Below are 21,027 nucleotides of genomic sequence, written 5' to 3' on the forward strand. Positions count from 1 at the left end.
TCTGAAAAAGGGATGAATCCCATTGTTTCATTATCCAATTGAAAACCCAATTTTTCCAAGCTGTTCCGCTTTTTCCATTCTCTCAAAAGCTTCTTTGAATTCGCTCAGCTTATAAACTTTATCAATCACTGGCTTGAGCTCATGTTGTTCCATAAATTGCAGCATTTCTCTATATTCTTCTCCGCTTCCCATCGTAGAGCCATACATGTTAAATTGACCGTAGAAGAATCTTCGCAAATCAAATTGAACAACGTCGCCGGCAGAAGCACCAAACGTAACAATTGTTCCTCCTGATCGAAGCTGATCAAGCGATTTATTAAACGTTGCCGCGCCAACAGATTCAATAATCAAGTCCATTTTTTCTCCTGCAAGGGCGCTACTCCAATCTTCATTGCTGTCAAAAGCTTTCGCAGCTCCCATTTGCATCGCCCATTCGCACTTATCGATTGAACGAGAACTAACATAAACAGTTGCTCCGACAGCTTTTGAAAACTGCAATAAAAAGGTTGCCACTCCACTTCCAATTCCAGGAATCAATACTTTCATTCCTGCTTTGACCTTCCCTCTCGTAAAAAGAGCACGGTATGCAGTCAAGGCAGCTAACGATATAACACTTGCCTCATCCCATGTTAAATACTCCGGTTTATGTACAGCATTTTCAGCAGGAATGACAATTTTTTCTGCAAATGTTCCATGGTAAGGAAGACCGATGATTTCAAAGCCTGAAGGTGGTGCATCGCTCTTGTCTCTCCAACCCAACCCAGGATTAATCATTACTTCATCACCTATTTTGACATTTGTCACTCCCTCTCCAATCGCTTCAATGATTCCTGCTCCATCTGAACCGATGATTAAAGGCGGATCTGATTCTTTATGACGAGTCAAAGTAAATAAATCGCGATGATTCAACCCTGCCCCCATTAATTTTACTCTAACTTCTCCTGCCTTAGGTGCATCTTCCTCAATCTCTCGATATGAAAGACCATTTATCCCTGTTTTCCCCTCATGAACTAATGCTTTCACAGCTGTCACCTCTTTAAAATTTATATTTCTAATTCATATGATACTCTGTCACGTTACAGAAAAAAACCATTACGCATGGAAAATGCTTGCATAAATTAATCGAATCATAATCCGACAAATTATTTCGAAAATATAGTAATTTTCAGATAAATCCACTCCCATAACACGATAAATTCGAAAAAAGAAGGCAGAAATGGCGGGAAATGTCAAGTATTGCGCTTTCCCGAGAAATAATGAGCCATAATAGTGGGATCTGTTTGAAGTTCCATTATAGCATATCCCATGAGTTGTACCTCAGGTAGAAAGCGTAAATTTTTTGCAGATTCTTTTCTTCTTTTGATAGGTTTTGTCACATGGCAGGAAAATGAACACCTTACAACAGAATATAGTTTATAACAAAATTAAAGAAAGGATTGAAAATATGCAAACGGGTAAAATGGTAAGAGCATATTCAATTAAAGAGGTTTCCAAAAAAATCAATATTCCTACTGGTACGATTAGGCAATGGGAAAAGGATCTTAATGGTCTTTTAGTAATTCCGCGTACAAAACAAGGAGCACGATTTTTCACAGAAAACGAAATCAATTTGTTAAAAAAGGTTAAAGAAATGCGTGAGCAAAATGTCAGTAAAGAAATGATCCGCACATTATTACAAAAACACTTTGCAAACCATTCAGAGCATACTTCTGAATCATTCGAAACTGGATTATCCGTTCCCTCCGTTGAACAGAATGAAAGAGAGTTGCCCTCTCAATTACATGCTTCTGAAGTATACTCGATCATGGATTTATACAAACAGGATATCGTCAATGAAATCAAACAAGAATTGACTTTCAATCAACAGCAAATAACAGAAAATCTTAAGGCAGAGATTGCTTCTTCCTCCCTTCATTCTATTAAAGAAATTTCAAAATCGATTCAGCGGGCAAATGACAAACGTAAAGGCGAGCTCCTAACACTTTCGAGTGCCATCAGCGAGGCATCAGAACATACTTCCGAATCATTCGAAGCCTTATCTGAACAAGTTGCTGCCTCTTCACAGGATACTTTTGAAAGAATCACGGAAAAATTAAACGAAACCTCTGCCTTTACAACAAAAGAACATCATACTACATGGAAAAAAGTGTCGAGAACGATGACGGATTCAAGAAGAGACGTGAAACGATTAATAGGAACACTCGAAACAAAGCAAGACACAATCCTTAATAAAGTCAATGAATTGCAGCAGTCGGCACAGGAAATACGAGATCGGGAAGAAGCCTTTCAAGGAATGCTTTCAACGTATCGAGAAGTCGCAGCAGGAAAAGCAAAAAGAAAAAGTTGGTGGAGATGGTGGTGAAAAGAAAACTTAGGATGCTGCTACAGAACCATTAAGCTCGAGTCCGTTCCTGCATAGATTATTTGATCGAGTTTTCCTTCAATCCTCGCGCTGTTTTACTCAATTGATGGTGTAATCATCCGCTTTACGAGAGGTGTCCACCTTTCTTCATAATGCTACATGATTAGCCTATTCTATTCTGAAAAAAAGAGACCGTAGGCAAACCCGAAAATTTCAGTTTGTCACGGTCTACCTTCACTCATTTTTTTTAGTTCATAAATGATCTCCTCGTTGTTTTCGCCAAGTGAAGGAGCTTGTCGAAAAGTCTTGACCTTTGCTCTTGAAAGTTTTATTGGGTTGGCAATTTGTCTCATTACACCCGCTTGTGGATGATATACTTCTTCGATCATTTGCCGATGCTTGATTTGCGGATGGTCGAGCATTTCCTCCAAAGTCAAAATTGGTGAAACACAAGCATCAACATGCTCAAATAACTGCTCCCATTCTTGTAACGTTTTTTCTTCAATACTCGCTTGTATTTCGTTTATCATCTTCATTTGTTCTTCATCTGGGGCCTCATGATATGGAATTAATTCTTTTTTATCAATAACACGACAAAATTCCTCCCAAAACTTAAATTCCAATGCACCGACAGATAAGAACCTGCTATCTTTTGTTTCGTAAATTTGATAGCATGCCCGCCCACCATTTAAAAGATGTTCCCCTCTAGGAAGCTCTTTGTTCATCGTTAAATATTCAGGGAGAATAGCCTGCATCCATGATATTGTTCCATCAAGCATAGAAATATCAATAAACTGTCCCTTTCCTGTTTTTCTGGCATCAATAAGGGCAAGGAGAATTCCAATCGTTGCCATTAAGGAACCGCCACCAATATCACCAATTTGTACAGGTGATAGTATTGGCCGCCCCCCTTTCTCTCCCTGCAAGTTTAATAATCCTGAAAAGCTTAAAAAGTTGATATCATGACCAGGAACATCTTTATACGGACCCGATTGACCGTAGCTTGTTATAGCACAATATATTAATTTTGCGTTTACCTCCTTTAAATCTTCGTATCCAAGCCCAAGCCTTGCCATCACTCCTGGGCGAAATGATTCCAATAGAACGTCAGCACTCCTTACTAAATCTAGAAATATTTTTTTATCCTCTTCATTTTTGAGATTAAGAGCAACGCTTCTCTTATTACGATTTAGCGAATGAAACATAGCACTGGAATGAGTAAATTTCGGTTCATATAAGCGGGCATAATCACCTAAATTAGGCTCTTCGATCTTAATTACATCAGCTCCAAAGTCTGCTAATAATAGCGAAGCATATGGCCCAGGCAACAGTCTCGTTAAATCCAATACTCGCACTCCATTTAATGGCATGGACAAAGTATTTCACTCCTTAACTAGGATAAATTATCATAATCGTAACAATATTCAGTCATTTTTACAATTAGTATATTTTTAACCAGAAATTCAAATCAGCACATTATTTTCACAAAATGGTGCTATTTCTGATAATTTTACATATTTCACTTTAATAATCGTTTTTTATATGGTTTTATAATAGTAACAATAAAATTATAGAATAAGATTGGAGAGTTAAGATGTCCTCTTTTAAAGAAAGAAAAATTGCTAAGAAAAAAGAAGAGATCCTCCGCTCTGCCGCTGCAGTATTTGCTGAAAAGGGCTATCATGGTACAACAATGGAGGAAGTTGCAGCAAAGCTGTTAATGACGAAAGGATCGATGTATTATTATTTCAAAAATAAAGATGATCTTCTTTTTCACTGTCATCAAATGATTATGAATAAAAGTATTCAAAATATGGAGGAAATTATAAACAGCCCCATAACAGCGAAAGAAAAACTAGAAAGAGCCGTAAAAGCACACATCATGCTGGCAACCAATGAAAAATCGATTTTTATGGTGATGGATAAGCCCAATCAGCATTTCACTGATGAATATTTGCATGAAATTCTGAAGTCCAGAACGGAGTATGCAGCATATTTTGATCAAATTTTACATGAGGGAATGGAGAAGAAAGAATTTCAATGCATTGACATAAAAATGGTCAGAATGATTATTTTAGGAGCACTGAACTGGATTCAAGAGTGGTATAATCCTGAGGGGGAAAAAACGGGCGAACAATTAGCTGAAACTTTTGCTCACTATTTATTAAAAATGGTTCTGCCATAATAAGTTCACTTCTATCGTGCCCGTCCTTTTTCGTTTTACACGAGGCGGGCACGATTTTCTTCTATTTTATTCCTTCCTCTGTCCTTTAAACCTGAGCCCTAACTCTGAAAGAATTTCATCAACAGAAGTATCAAAATGAAAGAAATAATGACTATTTTCTGCGCCGAAGACCATTAAATGAGGATTTTCATATTCCGGGAAAATTAAGATAACTTCATTAACCGATGTGTTCAACCATTTGTTTTTTACTTCGACTGCATTTTCCAACGGAATTTTTACCATATAACCTTTCTGAGGTATCGGTTCAAATCCACGGTATACATCTGTAATCCCTTCAAGAATTGTCACCACTTCTCGCTGAATATGGTCAGTGCTTGGCTCTTCTTTTATAACCTTCCCTTTATTAATATGGAAAATTTCAATTTGAATCGCTTTTGCATTTACTTGAAGGCTGAAAATAAATAAAGTCAGCAATACAACAAGCGAAAGTATTTTTCTAACCATGACCTCACCTCAAAACTATTATCCCCAGAAAATAACAATATATGTAAAAAACAAGACAGTCTGTCAAACAGACTGTCGAAAATGTTAAGAAATATTATTTAGCTCTGAAGATAGTCGAAGAAATTCCTCTTTATTACGTTCTTGTAAGGATTTGTCGATTTCCTTCTTTAGCTTTTCTTTTTTGTAGGAAATCAAAGATTCGTTTAAAACCTGCTCTGCTAACATTGACAACTGCTCCTCAATTGACGGTTCGGGTAACTTAAGCAAATCCTTATTCATGGGAAATCAACTCCTTAACTTTTATTAAGTATAGCATGAATTATCTAACAATTCAATTTTTTCTCTATTATAGTGAAATATTTTTTCTTTTTATAACTTCCGATTTAGCTTCAGGTTTATCCATTTATGCTTAATCGCCATTTTGCAACTCCCCTTTTTGCTTCGTCATTACCAAATTAGAAACTAACACTTAGATAAACATAATTCATAATTTTTAAAAAAATGCAATTCTTTCACCCATTGACGGAAATTCCTATCTATTCTCCCCTGCTGTGATAAACAGCCTGTCGCTTCCAAATAATAATTTAACACTTTAAATGAATCATGTATTGCATTTCTTTCTTTTATGTAGTATTATATTTTAAAATTTCGAATTTTAAATATTGTAAAAAAGTTGATGATAAGGAGCAGGAAAATGTTTTCTTCTCTAGAGAACCTGTGGTTGGTGCAAACAGGTGAAGAATTTTTTCCAACTCGCCTTTGAAACTTTCTTCTGAAAACAGTAGGAAGAAACGATTCACAATCGTTAATTTGTGAAGTTAAATCTTAACTTGCGAAGACTGTTATCCGTGAGGAGCAGTAAATGAGGGTGGTACCACGAGTATGCTCGTCCCTCAATGTCGTAGTTAAGGTTTTTTTATTTATATTTATGTTATTTGATACTGTTGTCTGCTGCAAGATGAGTGGCCATAATTTTGCAACAATGGTGTTTAACATAATGTATGAGAAAAGCTGGTACTTAACAATTGGGAGGTAATGTCAATGAATGAAAGAGTGTATTTTTTTGATACAACTTTAAGAGATGGGGAGCAGACACCTGGTGTTAATTTAAATCAAGAGGAGAAGGTTGAAATTGCACTTCGCTTGGAACAGCTTGGAATTGATGTCATTGAAGCCGGTTTTGCTGCCGCTTCACCTGGTGACGCAGCAGCAGTCAGAGCCGTTGCAAACGCTGTGACAAAACCGCTCGTTGTTAGTTTAGCACGAGCAAACAAAGGAGATATTGATGCTGTCATCAACGCCTTTACCGGAATTGAGAACGTGGGGATACATATCTTCATCGCTACTTCCCCCATTCATCGCGAGAAGAAATTATTTATGTCCAAAGAGGAAGTTATCAAAAAAGCAGTTGAATGCGTCTCTTATGCAGCACAATATTTCAAGCACGTTGAATTTTCCTGTGAGGATGCAACAAGAACTGAGCTTGATTTTTTAAGAGAGGTTGCAGAGCATGTTATTGAGGCCGGTGCAACTGTATTAAACTTTCCGGATACGGTTGGCTATACAACCCCTGAGGAGTATGCTCAACTTTTTCAATATATCCTCGAACATACAAAAGGCGTAGAAAATGTAAGACTTAGTTGCCACTGTCATGATGATTTAGGCTTGGCTGCCAGCAATAGCATTGCTGCCATTAAAGCTGGAGCACTCCAAGTAGAAGGCTGTGTCAACGGAATAGGTGAAAGAGCAGGTAATGTTGCTTTAGAAGAGGTTGCAGCCCTCCTTGAGACAAGAAAAGATTATTATCAAAAGGAAACGGGTATCAACCTAACAGAAATCGCTAAAACAAGCAAGCTTATTAGCAGGCTGACTGGGGTAAGCGTGCCCCCAAACAAAGCAGTGATAGGCAATAACGCCTTTGCCCATTCATCTGGGATTCATCAGGATGGGGTCATTAAGGATAAAACAACATATGAAATTCTTAAGCCTGAAAGTGTTGGCTTTGTTGAAACTAAGCTTGTTCTCGGAAAGCTATCAGGAAGAAACGCATTAAAGAAGCGTTATGAAGAGCTTGGATATTCCATTACGCAAGAGCAGCTAAAGGAAGTATTTACAAAATTCAAAGAGCTGGCTGATCGCAAAAAAGAGATTTTTGATGAAGATATCATTGCTTTACTGGAGACAAAAACGAGTGAGCAGACCTCGACCTACACATTTAAAGACCTTAGTCTGCAAGTGTTAGCAAACAAAGACTATCGGGCTTTCGTCCATATTTTGAAAGAAGACGGAAGCGTTATAGAAGGAATTGCTGAAGGCAATGGTCCGATTGATGCAATTTATAAAGGGATTGATCAAGGTCTAAACATAAAGGCAGAACTGATTGACTACAAAATAAAATCGATTTCCAGGGGGAAAGACTCTATTGGTGAAGTTTTTGTTAAAATCAAACATGAGGAAGCCTTATACCAAGGCAGAGCCATTCACGTAGATATTATTTTTGCCAGTGCGAGCGCCTATATTGACGCCATTAATCGAGTTGTTAGCCTTCAATCGAGCTATGCTTCTGCAGAAATAAAGAACTAACGTAATATTAGAACCAGATGCATGAAAATTCAAAAGCCCAGCCCCCTTATAATGGATCTGGGCTTTGGATCCTTTCGGCAAACTTGATAAAAAAATCGAGTGAATGAGGATTACTCAATGAGCCAATGTTAACCGCCTTTGAAACAGGCGTTCCCGTAAGTATCCTTTTAATGGGCACTTCTAATTTTTTACCATTTAGTGTACGCGGGACAGATGTAATCTCATAAATCTGATTAGGAATATGCCTTGGGGAACAAACTTGGCGAATTTGTTTGCGAATCCTTGTTGCAAAAGCCTCAGTTAATAAGTTTCCTTTTTCTAAGACAACAAATAGCACAATGTTATTGCATACGTCGATAACAAGACTATCGGCGATTTCTTCCATACCTTCGACGGCACTATATATTTCACTCGTCCCTATTCTAATCCCTCCCCTATTGATGGTGGAATCAGAACGACCATATATTTGGCAACTGCCTTTTGAAAATATTTTTATCCAATCCCCATGTCTCCAAACACCTGGATAGAAGGAAAAATAACTTTCGGAATAGCGCTCACCGTTTTGATCGTTCCAAAAATAGAGGGGCATTGATGGCATTGGCTCCGTTAATACAAGCTCTCCAACTTCATTCATTACACTTTCACCTTCATCATTGAAAGCCTCGACTTTTGCTCCCAATTCTCTGCATTGAATTTCTCCAGCATGGACAGGCATTAGCGGTGATCCACCGACAAATGCTGAACAAATATCCGTTCCTCCACTTACTGAAGCTAACCATAAATCATGTTTCACATGGCTATAGACCCACGAAAACCCTTCCGGGGGCAATGGTGAGCCCGTAGAGCCAATTGTTTTCAAATGGGAAAGATTAAATTTGGAAGGTTCAATTTGTTTATTCATACACGAAAGAAGAAAGCTTGCACTTGTTCCAAATAGAGTGGTTTCTGTTTCAGCGGCAAATTGCCAAAGATTATCAAGTGTAGGAAATCCAGGGCTACCGTCATAAAGTACAATTGCTGATCCTGCGAGTAGACCACTAACAACAACATTCCACATCATCCAACCTGTGGTTGTAAACCAGAAAAAACGCTCTCCTCTTTTTAAATCCATATGTAGTACACATTGTTTAAGATGCTCCAGCAATATGCCACCATGACCTTGAACAATAGCTTTCGGAATCCCGGTCGTACCAGATGAAAATAAGATCCATAACGGATGTTCAAAATCTAAAGGAAGAAATTGCAAAGTCTCATCATCTACTTCAGCGATGAACTGCTTCCAGAGCATGGTGCTTTTACATTCATCACACGAAAATTCTTCATTCAAATATGGCAGCATTACTGTCATCCCAATCGTTGGGATCGCTTTCTTAATATCTTTTACCGTTTTCATACGATTAAAATTCTTGCCACCATAACGATATCCATCAACAGCAATAAGAAGCTTTGGTTCTATCTGTTTAAAACGTTCAACCACCGTTGGTGCTCCAAAATCTGGTGAAGCACTTGACCACACTGCACCGATACTTGCGCATGCTAAAAAAGCGATTATTGCTTCTGGAATGTTGGGAAGATAAGCAGCAACACGGTCTCCTTTTTTAATTCCACTTTTTTTGAGACCTGCTGCAAAGGCAGCAACATTTTTGTTCAAAGTTGACCAGGTCATTTTTTCTAATGGACGAAGCTCCGATTTTGCAAGGATAGCTATATCATTTTCATTTACATTTCGAAATATATGTTCCGCATAATTTAACTTAGCCCCAGTAAACCATTTAGCACCCGGCATTTTCCGCTCTGATAATACTTGTAAATAGTCTGCAGTTGATTTTATAAGAAAATAATCCCATAAAGATTCCCAAAATGATTCGATCTCAGTGACAGACCATTTCCACATTTCTTCATAATTTTTAAAATGGAGATTCTTATTGCTTTGCAGCCACTTCATATAATCCACCATATTGGATTGCTTCTGAAAGTCGTCCGAAGGCTGCCAAAGAAGCTCTCCTTCTTTCACCAATTGTCCCATACGGATCCACCCCTTCTCTATATTATAATATTCGGAATAATTAAATGTTTGATAAAAATTTCATTTAGTGGAAATTCTATTAAAAAATTTTGTGGAGGATAACATGAAATAGCAATTTGCCGTAATTGGTTTAGGGCGCTTCGGCGGAAGTCTTGTTGAAGAATTTAGTGTACCTGGCATCGACGTCTTGGCCATCGATAAAAATAAGGAGCTGGTCGAAAAATACGAACAATTTGCTACAAATGCCGTTCATGCTGATGCCCTTAACGAAACAAGATGAAAAGAGGTCGAAATAAAAAACATGGATCATGCCATCGTCTCTCTAGGCACTGATATTGATAAAAGTGTACTTGTTACTTTATTATTAAAGGATTTAGGGATTAACAAAGTGTGGACAAAAGCAGTAAATACTTATCATCGTAAGGTGCGGGAAATAATCGGGGTTGACCGAGTAATACATCCAGAGAAGGATATGGCTAAACGAATTGCTCACCATATAATATCTGACAAAGTCATTGACTATATTGAACTTTCGGAACATCACAGCATTGTGGAAATTTTGGCTTCAGCAAAAATACATGCACAAACATTAGCTGAATTAAATGTAAGAACAAAATTTGGATGTAATATTATTGGCCTTCAGAGAGAAGGAGACATAATCATCTCCCCATCTGCTGAAGAAATCGTCTATTCTGGGGACATCCTCATTGTCATTGGTGAAAATGACGATATTCAGCGCTTTGAAAACGGCGCTGTTTAAGCACATATTCTCACAGGTCGCTACTCGTCATCAATCATCTAAAAGCCAATCATTTTTTCTCATCTATATAATAGGGTAATTCGGTTCATATTTTGGATATGCATAATATGGCGGTCTTTTTCCTATTAACGGTAACTCAAAAAACTTATCACCGTAGGATACTTCTACTCTTTCCTCTGAATCATTCACAAGTAAATATATAACTTCTTGTTTATATTCGTTCACTTCCTCTCCCCCCAATGCCAATTTGTTAACACGGTATTCTTTGCTTTTTAAAATGAGCCAGTACAAATGCACTAAATTTACTTCAGTTTCATAGAGTAACTCAGAATAACGTTTTTAGGAGGCCATCATGTCAAAACATGAAAATATAAACGATTATCCCATGTACCCAAACTTCGGAAGAATTACACAATTTCAAGAAATTCCTATTACCGTACCGGAACAGCGGCAATTTCGTCAGCCTGGAGTAGAAAAATACATGGTGCCAAAACCAATTATTGAAAATCCTAATTATAAAGGGAGCGAAAAGCTAAAAGGAAAGATTGCGCTTATCACTGGCGGTGACAGTGGGATCGGTGCTGCAGTCGCGATTGCCTTTGCCAAAGAAGGAGCAAATGTTGCCATATCTTATTTAGATGAACACGAAGATGCAAATCGCACCAAAAACAGAATCGAACAATTAGGACAAAAATGTATTCTCCTACCTGGAGATTTGCGAAACAAACAACAATGTATTGATATTGTCGAGAAAACAATCGCAGCATTTGGAAAACTTGACGTCCTATGCAATCATGTTGGAATCCAATTCCAACAGTTAAGTTTACTCGATATAAGTGATGAACAATTTGATGATACTTTCAAAGTAAATATTTACTCTCATTTTTATACAACAAGAGCGGCACTGCCCCATTTAAAAGCTGGAAGCTCGATCATTAACACTGCATCTGTCGTTGCATATGTAGGGTTTGAACAATTAATCGATTACACTGCCACGAAAGCTGCCAACGTTGGATTTACAAGGGCTCTAGCCAATAGCCTCGTAAAAGACGGGATTCGAGTCAATGCCGTGGCACCGGGGAGGATTTGGACACCGTTAATCCCGGCAAGTTTCTCTTCTGACGAGGTAACACTTGCAGGAAATCCAATGGAGCGTCAAGGTCAGCCATTTGAGTTGGCTCCAACCTTTGTTTATTTGGCTTCGGATGACTCTAGATTTGTTACAGGGCAAACTCTCCATGTTAACGGTGGTCAAGTAATGGCAACTTAATATAAGACAGGAAAATTTCCTGTCTTTCCCTATAATATACCTGATTCGATATTGACTCTCTCAAATGTTATCTCTCCCTCACAATTCTTCCATCAATCCATAATTTTACTTTCCCCTGCACTGCGCATAAGCAAATATAGTATAAAAAATTATTTACATTGTAAAATCTCTGTAAATATTCTTGTTTTTACCAGTTGTCATTTGATTGTTTCTGAAAATTTTGATATATTTATTTTATACTATTTTTCGACAAATTTCTCGATAAAAGGAGCTTGAAAATGAGAAAGCAATTTGTATCAATGCAAACGTTAATTAATCGAAATAAACAAGAAATCTTAACAAATAAGAAAGAAATTGCACGTATTGAACGTTTAATTGATGATAAACATAATCAAAAGCTAAGCACAAAGACAAAATACTAAAGATTCGTAATTTTTAACAAAGAAACAAGAAAGGAAAGGACGCCCACAAACGAGCGACCTTTCCATAATTTTTACTTTTCTTCTCTATTTGTCTACAGATGATCCGGAAGTTGTCTTTATTTTATTGGCACCAGCACCAGGATACTTGTATTCCTTCTCCCAGAAGTCAGCTCCCTTAATGCCAACTTTAACTGGATCAAAGACAGGATCCTTTCCAGCTTTTTTCTGCTCCTCATAATCTTTAAGTACAGCAATTGCCGGCTTTGCTAGAAGAAGGATTGCTATAATGTTGAGCCAAGCCATACTTCCTACCCCTATATCTCCCAGAGCCCATGCAACATCGGCTGTCTTGACGCTTCCATAAAGAACCATCGCTATAAAAATAAATTTTAAAAGGTATTCAGCCCAAACTCTTTTTACCTTTTGGTTAATATATGCTAAATTTGTTTCAGCCATGTAGTAATAGGCCATGATCGTTGTAAATGTGAAGAACAATAAAGCGATAGCAACAAACGGGGCACCGAATCCAGGCATCACTGATTCAACGGCTGATTGAGTATACCCTGGTCCTGGTTCCATTTCAGCTAAATTCACAACAATCGCCTCTTCACCCTCAGGAGTAACATTATACATTCCTGTGATCAAAATCATGAACGCTGTTGCTGAACAGATAAATAAAGTATCGATATAAACAGAAAATGCTTGGACAAGCCCTTGCTTAGCCGGATGAGAAACTTCAGCTGCTGCGGCCGCATGTGGACCCGTACCTTGCCCTGCTTCATTTGAATAGACTCCGCGCTTAACTCCCCATGAGATCGCAGCACCTAAAATACCACCAAACGCTGAATTCAATGCAAATGCGCTTGAGAAAATTAATCCTAACACTTCTGGAACTCTATCAATATTCATAATAACAATTATAAGAGCTACAAATATATAGCCAACAGCCATAACCGGAACGATAAATTCGGCCGTTTTTGCAATACGTTTTACTCCACCAAAAATAATGATCGCCAAAATTAAACATACAGCAATTCCGGAAATCCAAGGATTAATTCCAAAAGCCGTATTTATAGCAGTGGACAAACTATTCGATTGCACACCCGGTAATAGTGCACCCGTTGCTATAACGGTAACAATTGCAAACAGTATCGCGTACCATTTGATTCCGAGTCCTTTCTCAATATAGTAAGCTGGTCCCCCACGGAATTGCCCATCTTGCTTTGTTTTGTAAACTTGCCCAAGCGTCGCTTCGATAAAACCTGAGCTAGCTCCAAGAAAAGCAATTGCCCACATCCAGAAAACAGCACCAGGTCCTCCAAAAGCAATCGCAGTTGCAACTCCGGCAATATTTCCTGTTCCAACTCTTCCAGCTAGCGACATTGAGATTGCTTGGAAAGAAGAAATTCCTGAATCTGAAGCGTTTCGGTCGAACATTAGTTTTCCCATATCACCAACATGTCTAATTTGTAAAAATTTTGTTGCGATAGAAAAAACTAGACCTACACCTAAGCATAAATAAACAAGCGCAGGACTCCATATAATTCCATTAAGCCAATTAACAAAAGCTTCCATATAATTCCCCCTAAATTAATGTAATTCTTTTTTATTATAAATTACGCTTGTCAGAATATAAACTATTTTTTTGATAAATTTCTAATTTTTAGAAAACAAAACCTTCTTTTAATATTGCTAGCCTACAATAATAAATTTAATTGTATTACTGACAAAAAACATCAATTCACTTAAAAAAGGCAATTAATATTGCTATTTTAACATTTTACAACGAGGTTAACTGAATTGTTTAAAAATAACAGATTAACAACCAAAGAACTTATAGCTTCCACTTATTAAACGAGAAATTTTTGCGTACTAAAAAAATCACCGAGGCTAATTTCGTTTCATGCGCAAATAAAGAATAAAAAATGGGAACAGCCCCCGTTCAACTTTGGAGGCTGTTCTTATATTAATTCATGATTTTACAAATATCATTGGTAAATTCTACTGGATCTTGGATTGGCAGGCCTTCAATAAGCAGTGCTTGGTTGTAAAGTAAATTTGTATACAAGCTTAATTTATCTTTATCATTTGCAAAAGCATTCTTTAATGCTTCAAATACTTCATGATTAGAGTTTATCTCAAGAATTTTATCTGCTTTAACATTTTGATTATCGGGCATTGCATTAAGGATTTTTTCCATTTCAATCGTTACTTCTCCATCTGCTGTTAAACATACCGGATGAGATTTTAAACGCTTTGAAATGCGAACATCCTTTACTTTCCCTGCAAGAATGTCTTTCATTTCATTGAAAAGTTCCGTATTCTCCTCGTCTTTACTCTCCGTATCAGCATCATTTTCATCAATACCAAGGTCACCGCTGGAAACGGACTTAAATTCCTTTTCTTGATAATTCATGAGCATTTTGATGGCGAATTCATCAATGTCCTCTGTAAAATAAAGGATCTCAAAGCCTTTATCAGCCACCAGCTCTGTCTGTGGTAATTTCTCAATCCGTTCAACCGATTCGCCTGTCGCATAGTAAATGTACTTTTGCTCCTCCGGCATTCTGGAGATATACTCCTCCAATGTAACCATCTTTTTCTCTTTAGAAGAATAGAACATCAGCAAATCTTGAAGGGTTTCTTTATTCGCCCCAAAATCACTATATACTCCAAATTTTAACTGTCTTCCAAATGACTTATAAAATACTTCATACTTATCCCGTTCGTTTTTCAAGAGAGCTTGAAGCTCGCTTTTAATTTTTTTATTAATGTTTTTGGCAATCAACTTTAATTGACGATCATGCTGGAGCATTTCTCTTGAAATATTCAAAGAAAGATCCTCCGAATCTACCAATCCTTTTACAAAACTGAAATAATCAGAAAGCAGATCTGAGCATTTATTCATAATTAATACTCCATTTGAGTATAGTTCAAGTCCTTTTTCGTATTCTTTTGAATAATAATCAAATGGAATATTTTCCGGAATATAAAGAATTGCATTGTAGCGAATCGTTCCATCAACACTGATATGGATATGCTTTAACGGTTTATCAAAGCCATAGCGTTTTTCATTATAAAAATTCACATAATCTTCAGTTGTCAACTCTTTTTTATTTTTTCTCCAAATTGGAACCATACTATTAATGGTTTCTTCTTCAACATAATTCTCATATTCATCTTCGCTGTCTTCCTTTTTCCTGCTTTTTGTAAGCTCCATTTTAATTGGATAGCGAATAAAATCTGAGTATTTTTTTATAATCGTTTGCAGACGATACTCATCTAAATATTCCTCATACGATTCTTCCTCGCCATTTTCTTTGATTTTTAAAATAATCTCTGTTCCAACTTCATCTTTCTCGGTTGGTTCGATTGTGTAGCCATCAGCCCCTTCTGATTGCCATTTATAAGCCTCATCGCTCCCAAGTGCTCGGCTTATGACTGTCACAACATCAGCAACCATGAAAGCCGCATAAAAACCAACGCCAAATTGACCAATGATATCATGGCCATCTTTAATTTCATTTTCTGTTTTAAAAGCTAGAGAGCCACTTTTAGCAATAACGCCAAGGTTATTTTCAAGCTCCTCCTTCGTCATCCCTATACCAGTATCTATGATTTTTAATGTCCGCTCTTCTTTATTTGCCACTACTTTTATGTAATAATCATCCTGGTTAAAGGTTAGCTCCTCATCAGTTAAAGCCTTATAATAAATTTTATCGATTGCATCGCTTGCATTGGAGATTAATTCTCTTAAAAACACTTCCTTTTGAGAATAAATAGAATTAATCATCATTTCTAGTAGCCGTTTGGATTCTGCTTGAAACTGTCTCTTTTCCATAACCTTGCTCCTTCCCAATACTTTTGATAGATTAGCACTCTTATCTCGCGAGTGCTAATATTCAATATTTTAAATATCACATAAATAAAAAAGTGTCAATTAACAACCATTAAGCAATAGTTACGGACAACGAAAATTTTGATTTTATCATTTTTCTACCTTTCATATGATAGAATAATGGGTGCGAGCAAACATCACGAGCATAATACAAGCAGGAGGTTTTAATTGAAAAACTTACTTTTTTCGATCACTGTGATTCTAATTTTAGTCAGCTGCAACATCCAACAGCCTTCAAGTAACTTCGATAAAAATCCAGCATCAGCAAACTTGGATATATCGAGCGAAAACCAATTTCCTGATGGAGAACTGAATGTTCATTTTTTAGATGTTGGTCAAGCTGATGCTACACTTTTTCAAGTAGCAGAAAACGATAAGCAATATGTGATTTTAATCGACTCAGGAGACTTCACAGGAAATGAAGTTGTCAGCTATCTTGAAGAAGCCGGACTTGAAAAAATCAATATTGCAATTGGCACTCATCCGGATGCAGATCATATTGGCCAGATGGATCAAGTCCTTAATCATTTTGATGTCGATGAAGTATGGCTTTCAGGCAATACAAGTCAATCGGATACTTTCCAGCGAGTTTTAATGGCAATAAGTGAAAATAACGTTGATTATGTTGAGCCAAGAATGGGTGAAAGCTATAAGCTAGGACCTCTGCAAATAGATATTCTATATCCGCAAGAAATCAGTGGGAAAGCAAATGAAGAATCAATTTCCATGAAAATAACGTATGGTGAAGTTAGTTTTGTTTTTACAGGCGATGCAGAAAAAAAGAGTGAAAAAGAAATGATCGAAAGTGGCGCTCAGTTACAAGCTACCTTTTTGCAGCTCGGTCATCATGGCTCGTCTACCTCTACGAGCGAAGAATTTTTACAAGCAGTCCGACCTGAGGTCGCCATATACAGCGCTGGAAACGACAACTCATATGGTCACCCTCATGAAGAAGTTGTGTCCCTTATCAAAAATTCTGGAATAGCTCTTTATGGCACAGACGTTGATGGTACAGTTATTGTTACAACCGATGGAAAAACATACACGATAAAAACAAAAAAAGCCGGACAAGTACCCGCTGGAAAGACATTTGAACAGCCTAGTGAAATGGATATACAGAATAAAAGTAATGGAAGTTGCATCGATATAAACACTGCGAGAGCAGAAGAAATTGAAGGCATTGTACATATTGGTCCAGAACGAGCGCATGATTTAATTGCCTTGAGGCCCTACTATTCTATTGAAGAACTAGAAAAGATTAATGGAATTGGACCGGCGCGGATCAATGATATTAAAAAAGAAGGATTAGCTTGTATAGGAGGGAATTGATATGAAAGCCTATATTGATCGCTTTGAAGAAAGCTTTGCTGTGCTCTTACTTGAAGAAAGTAAGAAACAGCATATAAAGCCGATCGACCAGCTGCCAACTGGAGCTTCTCCAGGAATGTGGCTAACGTTGACGTTAGAAAATAATGAAATAATAAAAATGGAACTGGACGATGAAAGTACAAACTCGGCCAAAAAATCTGTCAATCACCTAATGGCTCAACTTCGTTCTAAGAAAAAGGAAAGTAAATTCAAAAAATAGAAATGCTAGGTAAACCAGTTATATTTTTAGCAAATATGGACGTAAAACTCATTCACAAATCGTTTGCTCGCCTCCAATTTTTTAAAGGTGGACATATGTGAATGCACTCACCTCACAAGGTCCACCTATGTCATGATTAAAAGAGATTTTATTAAAAATCCATTTTTGCTAACCACTGCGAAAGCACTTCTTCTCTCTCGCGCAGCTCCTTATTAATCAATTGATATTTCCCGAGCTTCTTTTCTCCGACTAGATTTCCATCTAACATATACAGAACCCGCTCTGTTTTCGCCGCAACTTTTAAATCATGTGTCACCAATAAAATAGCAGTCCCTGTCTGATTGATTTCAATTAAAAGTTCCATGATTTCCGCTGCTGCTTTTGAATTTAGCGCACCGGTTGGCTCATCGGCAAAAATAATCTTGGGCTGATTAATAAGCGCTCGGCAAATGGCAACTCTTTGCAGCTGCCCTCCAGAAGCGTGAGTGATAGCATGATCTTTCAGCGAGAGAATTCCTGTTTTTTTCATTAATTCAATCGCTCTTTTATTTATCAGTTCTCGGCTATTCTTTTCCGCCAAATAAGCAGATAAAACAATATTATCGAAAATGGACAGATTTTTTAATAAATGGATTTGCTGAAAAATAAACCCCATGTCATTTAAACGTAATCTTGACAACTCTTTTTCAGATAGCAACGCTATTTCCTCTCCATCTAAAATTACATTTCCTTCAGATGCTTTATCCATTCCACTTATATTGTAGAGTAATGTTGATTTTCCAGAGCCCGAAGGACCCATAATCGAAACAAATTCTCCTTCTTTTACCTGAAGGTTCACTGTTTTTAATATTTGACCGCTTTCCTTATCATCCGAAAATTTACTAAGTTCCTTCGCTTCCAGTATCGTTTTCATTCTTCACTTCCCTCCTGATTAATCTGCATTCATTTCAGAAATTTTATTGTTTGCAATTGAGTTAGTACTGATGAATGTTGTGACCGTAACAGCTACTAATAAAAGAAATGGACAAAGAAGATACGCATGAACAGGATTAATTACAAACTCAATTCTTGCAGCACCCATCATTGACCATAGTGCGCTGACAAAGTTCTGTCCAACAGTGTTTGCTAAAATCGTTCCAGATATGATTGCTGCAAATAAAACCGCAAGTAATCGAATAACATATTGCCCTTGAATATCCCTTAACGAGAATCCGATGCTTCGCAATATAGCATTTTGTGATGAGTCCTTCACAACAATCATTTTCACAAAAAGTGTTGAAATTAAAATAGAGATTCCTAATGTAATGACAATCGCTATAATCGTTAACAGTCTTAACTGTTCAATTGTATCGCCTAACGTTTCTGCTAAGTAACCTTTTATATCTGTTACTTTAGCCGGGTGAAAAACTTTTAAATACTCCTGCATCTTATCTGGGACATCCACATCATTCATTAAATTTAAGCTAATAACATACCATAGCGCTTGTTCATGATTAGTTGGAAAAATCGCTTTTGCAGTTCGACCGCCATTTGTTATATCTTGATAAATGCCACTTACAATCAAATCTTTCATTTTTCCATCGACCTCTAGCTGGAGAATATCTCCAACGTCCTTTTTTAACTCCTCACTGTTTAAATACGATAGGGCAATTTCATTTTCTTTTTTCGGTAAATTTCCTTTTAAATATTCCAATGGGAAAAGGGACATATCTCCTGTCTCGACATTCATGTTTTCCAATCGTCCATCACTACCGACTACTTTCAGCCGCTTTACTACTAGTGGAGTGAATTTTTCAACATCAGCATCCTTTTCAATATAGGTGAGAATTTCGCCAAATCGTGCGCTCATATCTTCAGACTGCTGGAGATCAATCCTTAAATCGCTTTGTCCTATTCCCATATAGGTGATGAAACTGGAAGAATGTATTGTATTCAAAAAATTCACGGGTACAATCATGATAAAGGTGCAGATAATGTAAACAACAAATAATAATAGATAAATTCTTCCTCTGTTACATAAATCCTTTATTGCTAGCAAAAGATTGATAGGAACGAACCGATTTTTATAAATAGGAAGAATGCTCTGTCCTTTTGATATACTGCCCGTCTTCCCAGCCCGAAGCGCCTCTACTGCACTGATATGACTAAATTTTCTTAACGTCATTCGACAACAGGCGATGCAAAAAATATATATTAAGAGAGCAGCAACAAAAGGAGTGCCATAATCGACAATATTTCTTGGAGCCAACCCTAAATAAGTAGCCATATTTTGTGTAAACAACGGGCTGAACCATAGGGATACGAGATAGCCAAACATGGACGCTGCCGCTGCAATGACCACATATTTACTCAAATATATTTTTTTCATGTATGCTTGATTGATTCCAATCGCTTTCATAACGCCAATCTCCCGATAGTCTTCTTCCAATGTTGCCAATATCGTCAACCTTAAGCATAAAACAGCGATAACGATAAGCAGTAGACTAATAAAAATAATCGTAACTGCCAGAATACCCTCCGTAAGACCATTTAGTATTTTAAAAGTTTGGTAATCAAGAGTGGGCCCGCCGCTTGGCAATGGAGATTCCTGATAAGACTGGCTAAAATTATTCAATTGCTTGATATCTGTTAACAGAAATTCGATTAAATACTCGCTCTCTTTTATATGGGTGTTCAATAGTTGATAATCTTCATCACTAACTAAAAATCTCTTCGAATGAACCATGGAAGGATTCATAAGTGAATCACGGAGAAAATGAGAGATTGTAAATGTAATCCTTTCAGTCCCATTTATAATGCTCACTTCATCACCTATTTGCAAATGATCACGCACCATATAGTAAATAGGGACAGCAATTTCACCAGAAGAAAGGTGAATGAGTTCATTTTCCAGATCGAGTAAATAATCAAATGTGTCGTTTTGTTTCACAAAGCTTATATCCATGACACTGTTTATTTCAGGCTCCTGCTTATTTCCAAGCAATAGCTTTGTTCCATCGATGTTAAGCATCTCTACCGTTTGCTGCTTGCTCACCAGCGGATGATTCATTGCCCACTCCTCTATTTCCTGCTTGTTTATTTCTCCTGCATGCATCTGTACAAAATGAGGGGTTTCTGCTTTCATAAATAAATAGTCCATCGACTGAAATAACTTACTAATCATTCCTGTTCCACAGGCAATAAGAATAGCTGCAAGAAATACAAATAAAAATAAAACACCCGTAATGCTTTTCTTCTTTTGCAAATCTCTTCGTAATATTTTTAGAAGCACCGAGTTTCTCCCTTCCTCTTTCAAGAAAAATCTATTGCTGGAAAATATCCTTTTGCACATTTGAGCGATCCATCAACATGAAGTCCACCTACAAAAAAGTGGTTGTCGCAAGAAATAAACATATTAGACCAAATAGAAAAACAATTATAATACTTAGC

Annotated in this window: 17 protein-coding genes, 1 pseudogene and 1 other annotated feature; of the genes and pseudogenes, 8 read left to right on the plus strand and 10 right to left on the minus strand. The window is 37.1% G+C overall.

Annotated elements, in window-relative coordinates; all coding sequences use genetic code 11:
- Nucleotides 1–30 precede the first annotated feature (30 nt).
- Nucleotides 31–1,023: a zinc-binding dehydrogenase gene (locus tag FCJ93_RS05225; protein ID WP_095306272.1), complete on the minus strand. Its 993-nt coding sequence runs from the start codon at nucleotides 1,021–1,023 to the stop codon at nucleotides 31–33.
- Nucleotides 1,024–1,444: 421 nt separating this feature from the next.
- Here FCJ93_RS05225 and FCJ93_RS05230 point away from each other — a divergent pair, with 421 nt between their 5' ends.
- Nucleotides 1,445–2,362, plus strand: a complete 918-nt coding sequence (locus tag FCJ93_RS05230) for a MerR family transcriptional regulator (RefSeq protein WP_170211213.1) — start codon at nucleotides 1,445–1,447, stop codon at nucleotides 2,360–2,362.
- A gap of 221 nt (nucleotides 2,363–2,583) precedes the next feature.
- On the opposite strand, the gene FCJ93_RS05235 is transcribed toward FCJ93_RS05230, so the two are convergent.
- Nucleotides 2,584–3,732 (minus strand): CaiB/BaiF CoA transferase family protein, encoded by a 1,149-nt coding sequence (locus FCJ93_RS05235; RefSeq protein WP_170211222.1) that lies wholly within the window; start codon nucleotides 3,730–3,732, stop codon nucleotides 2,584–2,586.
- A gap of 224 nt (nucleotides 3,733–3,956) precedes the next feature.
- Between FCJ93_RS05235 and FCJ93_RS05240 the strand changes: the two genes are divergently transcribed.
- Complete coding sequence (locus tag FCJ93_RS05240; protein ID WP_095306275.1) at nucleotides 3,957–4,547, plus strand: TetR/AcrR family transcriptional regulator; 591 nt, start codon at nucleotides 3,957–3,959, stop codon at nucleotides 4,545–4,547.
- A 66-nt stretch (nucleotides 4,548–4,613) separates the two neighbouring features.
- Here the strand turns inward: FCJ93_RS05240 and FCJ93_RS05245 are convergent, their stop codons facing one another.
- A complete protein-coding gene (locus FCJ93_RS05245) occupies nucleotides 4,614–5,051 on the minus strand; it encodes a hypothetical protein (protein ID WP_095306276.1) in 438 nt (145 codons plus the stop codon).
- Nucleotides 5,052–5,135: 84 nt separating this feature from the next.
- Nucleotides 5,136–5,330, minus strand: a complete 195-nt coding sequence (locus FCJ93_RS05250; protein ID WP_095306277.1) for an IDEAL domain-containing protein — start codon at nucleotides 5,328–5,330, stop codon at nucleotides 5,136–5,138.
- A gap of 388 nt (nucleotides 5,331–5,718) precedes the next feature.
- Nucleotides 5,719–5,948: a binding site (T-box leader), on the plus strand.
- 144 nt (nucleotides 5,949–6,092) lie between these two features.
- Here FCJ93_RS05250 and FCJ93_RS05255 point away from each other — a divergent pair.
- On the plus strand, nucleotides 6,093–7,634 hold the full coding sequence (locus tag FCJ93_RS05255; protein WP_137743088.1) for a 2-isopropylmalate synthase: 1,542 nt from the start codon (nucleotides 6,093–6,095) through the stop codon (nucleotides 7,632–7,634).
- A 46-nt stretch (nucleotides 7,635–7,680) separates the two neighbouring features.
- On the opposite strand, the gene FCJ93_RS05260 is transcribed toward FCJ93_RS05255, so the two are convergent.
- On the minus strand, nucleotides 7,681–9,660 hold the full coding sequence (locus FCJ93_RS05260) for an acetoacetate--CoA ligase (protein WP_137743089.1): 1,980 nt from the start codon (nucleotides 9,658–9,660) through the stop codon (nucleotides 7,681–7,683).
- 124 nt (nucleotides 9,661–9,784) lie between these two features.
- Between FCJ93_RS05260 and FCJ93_RS05265 the strand changes: the two are divergent.
- Nucleotides 9,785–10,420: pseudogene (locus FCJ93_RS05265) on the plus strand (potassium channel family protein).
- Nucleotides 10,421–10,483: 63 nt separating this feature from the next.
- Here FCJ93_RS05265 and FCJ93_RS24790 read toward each other — a convergent pair.
- Nucleotides 10,484–10,645, minus strand: a complete 162-nt coding sequence (locus FCJ93_RS24790; protein ID WP_170211214.1) for a hypothetical protein — start codon at nucleotides 10,643–10,645, stop codon at nucleotides 10,484–10,486.
- A gap of 127 nt (nucleotides 10,646–10,772) precedes the next feature.
- Here FCJ93_RS24790 and FCJ93_RS05270 point away from each other — a divergent pair, with 127 nt between their 5' ends.
- The gene (locus FCJ93_RS05270) at nucleotides 10,773–11,690 is read left to right on the plus strand and encodes an SDR family oxidoreductase (RefSeq protein WP_095306281.1); all 918 of its coding nucleotides are present in this window, start codon (nucleotides 10,773–10,775) and stop codon (nucleotides 11,688–11,690) included.
- A 278-nt stretch (nucleotides 11,691–11,968) separates the two neighbouring features.
- A complete protein-coding gene (locus tag FCJ93_RS05275; RefSeq protein WP_137743090.1) occupies nucleotides 11,969–12,112 on the plus strand; it encodes an FbpB family small basic protein in 144 nt (47 codons plus the stop codon).
- Nucleotides 12,113–12,196: 84 nt separating this feature from the next.
- Here the strand turns inward: FCJ93_RS05275 and FCJ93_RS05280 are convergent, their stop codons facing one another.
- Together FCJ93_RS05280 and htpG are read right to left on the minus strand one after the other, a co-directional pair.
- Entirely contained in the window at nucleotides 12,197–13,687 is a 1,491-nt protein-coding gene (locus FCJ93_RS05280; protein WP_137743091.1) for an alanine/glycine:cation symporter family protein, read from the minus strand.
- 391 nt (nucleotides 13,688–14,078) lie between these two features.
- Entirely contained in the window at nucleotides 14,079–15,953 is a 1,875-nt protein-coding gene (htpG, locus tag FCJ93_RS05285; protein ID WP_095306284.1) for a molecular chaperone HtpG, read from the minus strand.
- A gap of 225 nt (nucleotides 15,954–16,178) precedes the next feature.
- Here htpG and FCJ93_RS05290 point away from each other — a divergent pair, with 225 nt between their 5' ends.
- Entirely contained in the window at nucleotides 16,179–17,339 is a 1,161-nt protein-coding gene (locus tag FCJ93_RS05290; protein WP_137743092.1) for an MBL fold metallo-hydrolase, read from the plus strand.
- Between the two features lies 1 nt (nucleotide 17,340).
- Nucleotides 17,341–17,598: a DUF3006 domain-containing protein gene (locus tag FCJ93_RS05295; RefSeq protein ID WP_095306286.1), complete on the plus strand. Its 258-nt coding sequence runs from the start codon at nucleotides 17,341–17,343 to the stop codon at nucleotides 17,596–17,598.
- Nucleotides 17,599–17,749: 151 nt separating this feature from the next.
- On the opposite strand, the gene FCJ93_RS05300 is transcribed toward FCJ93_RS05295, so the two are convergent.
- Both FCJ93_RS05300 and FCJ93_RS05305 read right to left on the minus strand, forming a co-directional pair.
- Complete coding sequence (locus FCJ93_RS05300) at nucleotides 17,750–18,511, minus strand: ABC transporter ATP-binding protein (protein WP_095306287.1); 762 nt, start codon at nucleotides 18,509–18,511, stop codon at nucleotides 17,750–17,752.
- Between the two features lie 18 nt (nucleotides 18,512–18,529).
- On the minus strand, nucleotides 18,530–20,869 hold the full coding sequence (locus tag FCJ93_RS05305; protein WP_235879422.1) for an ABC transporter permease: 2,340 nt from the start codon (nucleotides 20,867–20,869) through the stop codon (nucleotides 18,530–18,532).
- Between the last annotated feature and the right edge of the window lie 158 nt (nucleotides 20,870–21,027).

The organism is Robertmurraya siralis, from assembly GCF_005502275.1.
Classification (GTDB): domain Bacteria; phylum Bacillota; class Bacilli; order Bacillales; family Cytobacillaceae; genus Robertmurraya; species Robertmurraya siralis.

Bases quoted from the DNA above. Each gene is read 5' to 3' on its own strand.
- FCJ93_RS05230 (WP_170211213.1), top strand. From the start codon at position 1,445: ATGCAAACGGGTAAAATGGTAAGAGCATATTCAATTAAAGAGGTTTCC.
- FCJ93_RS05235 (WP_170211222.1), bottom strand. From the start codon at position 3,732: ATGCCATTAAATGGAGTGCGAGTATTGGATTTAACGAGACTGTTGCCT.
- FCJ93_RS05240 (WP_095306275.1), top strand. From the start codon at position 3,957: ATGTCCTCTTTTAAAGAAAGAAAAATTGCTAAGAAAAAAGAAGAGATC.
- FCJ93_RS05245 (WP_095306276.1), bottom strand. From the start codon at position 5,051: ATGGTTAGAAAAATACTTTCGCTTGTTGTATTGCTGACTTTATTTATT.
- FCJ93_RS05250 (WP_095306277.1), bottom strand. From the start codon at position 5,330: ATGAATAAGGATTTGCTTAAGTTACCCGAACCGTCAATTGAGGAGCAG.
- FCJ93_RS05255 (WP_137743088.1), top strand. From the start codon at position 6,093: ATGAATGAAAGAGTGTATTTTTTTGATACAACTTTAAGAGATGGGGAG.
- FCJ93_RS05260 (WP_137743089.1), bottom strand. From the start codon at position 9,660: ATGGGACAATTGGTGAAAGAAGGAGAGCTTCTTTGGCAGCCTTCGGAC.
- FCJ93_RS05270 (WP_095306281.1), top strand. From the start codon at position 10,773: ATGTCAAAACATGAAAATATAAACGATTATCCCATGTACCCAAACTTC.
- FCJ93_RS05275 (WP_137743090.1), top strand. From the start codon at position 11,969: ATGAGAAAGCAATTTGTATCAATGCAAACGTTAATTAATCGAAATAAA.
- FCJ93_RS05280 (WP_137743091.1), bottom strand. From the start codon at position 13,687: ATGGAAGCTTTTGTTAATTGGCTTAATGGAATTATATGGAGTCCTGCG.
- htpG (WP_095306284.1), bottom strand. From the start codon at position 15,953: ATGGAAAAGAGACAGTTTCAAGCAGAATCCAAACGGCTACTAGAAATG.
- FCJ93_RS05295 (WP_095306286.1), top strand. From the start codon at position 17,341: ATGAAAGCCTATATTGATCGCTTTGAAGAAAGCTTTGCTGTGCTCTTA.
- FCJ93_RS05300 (WP_095306287.1), bottom strand. From the start codon at position 18,511: ATGAAAACGATACTGGAAGCGAAGGAACTTAGTAAATTTTCGGATGAT.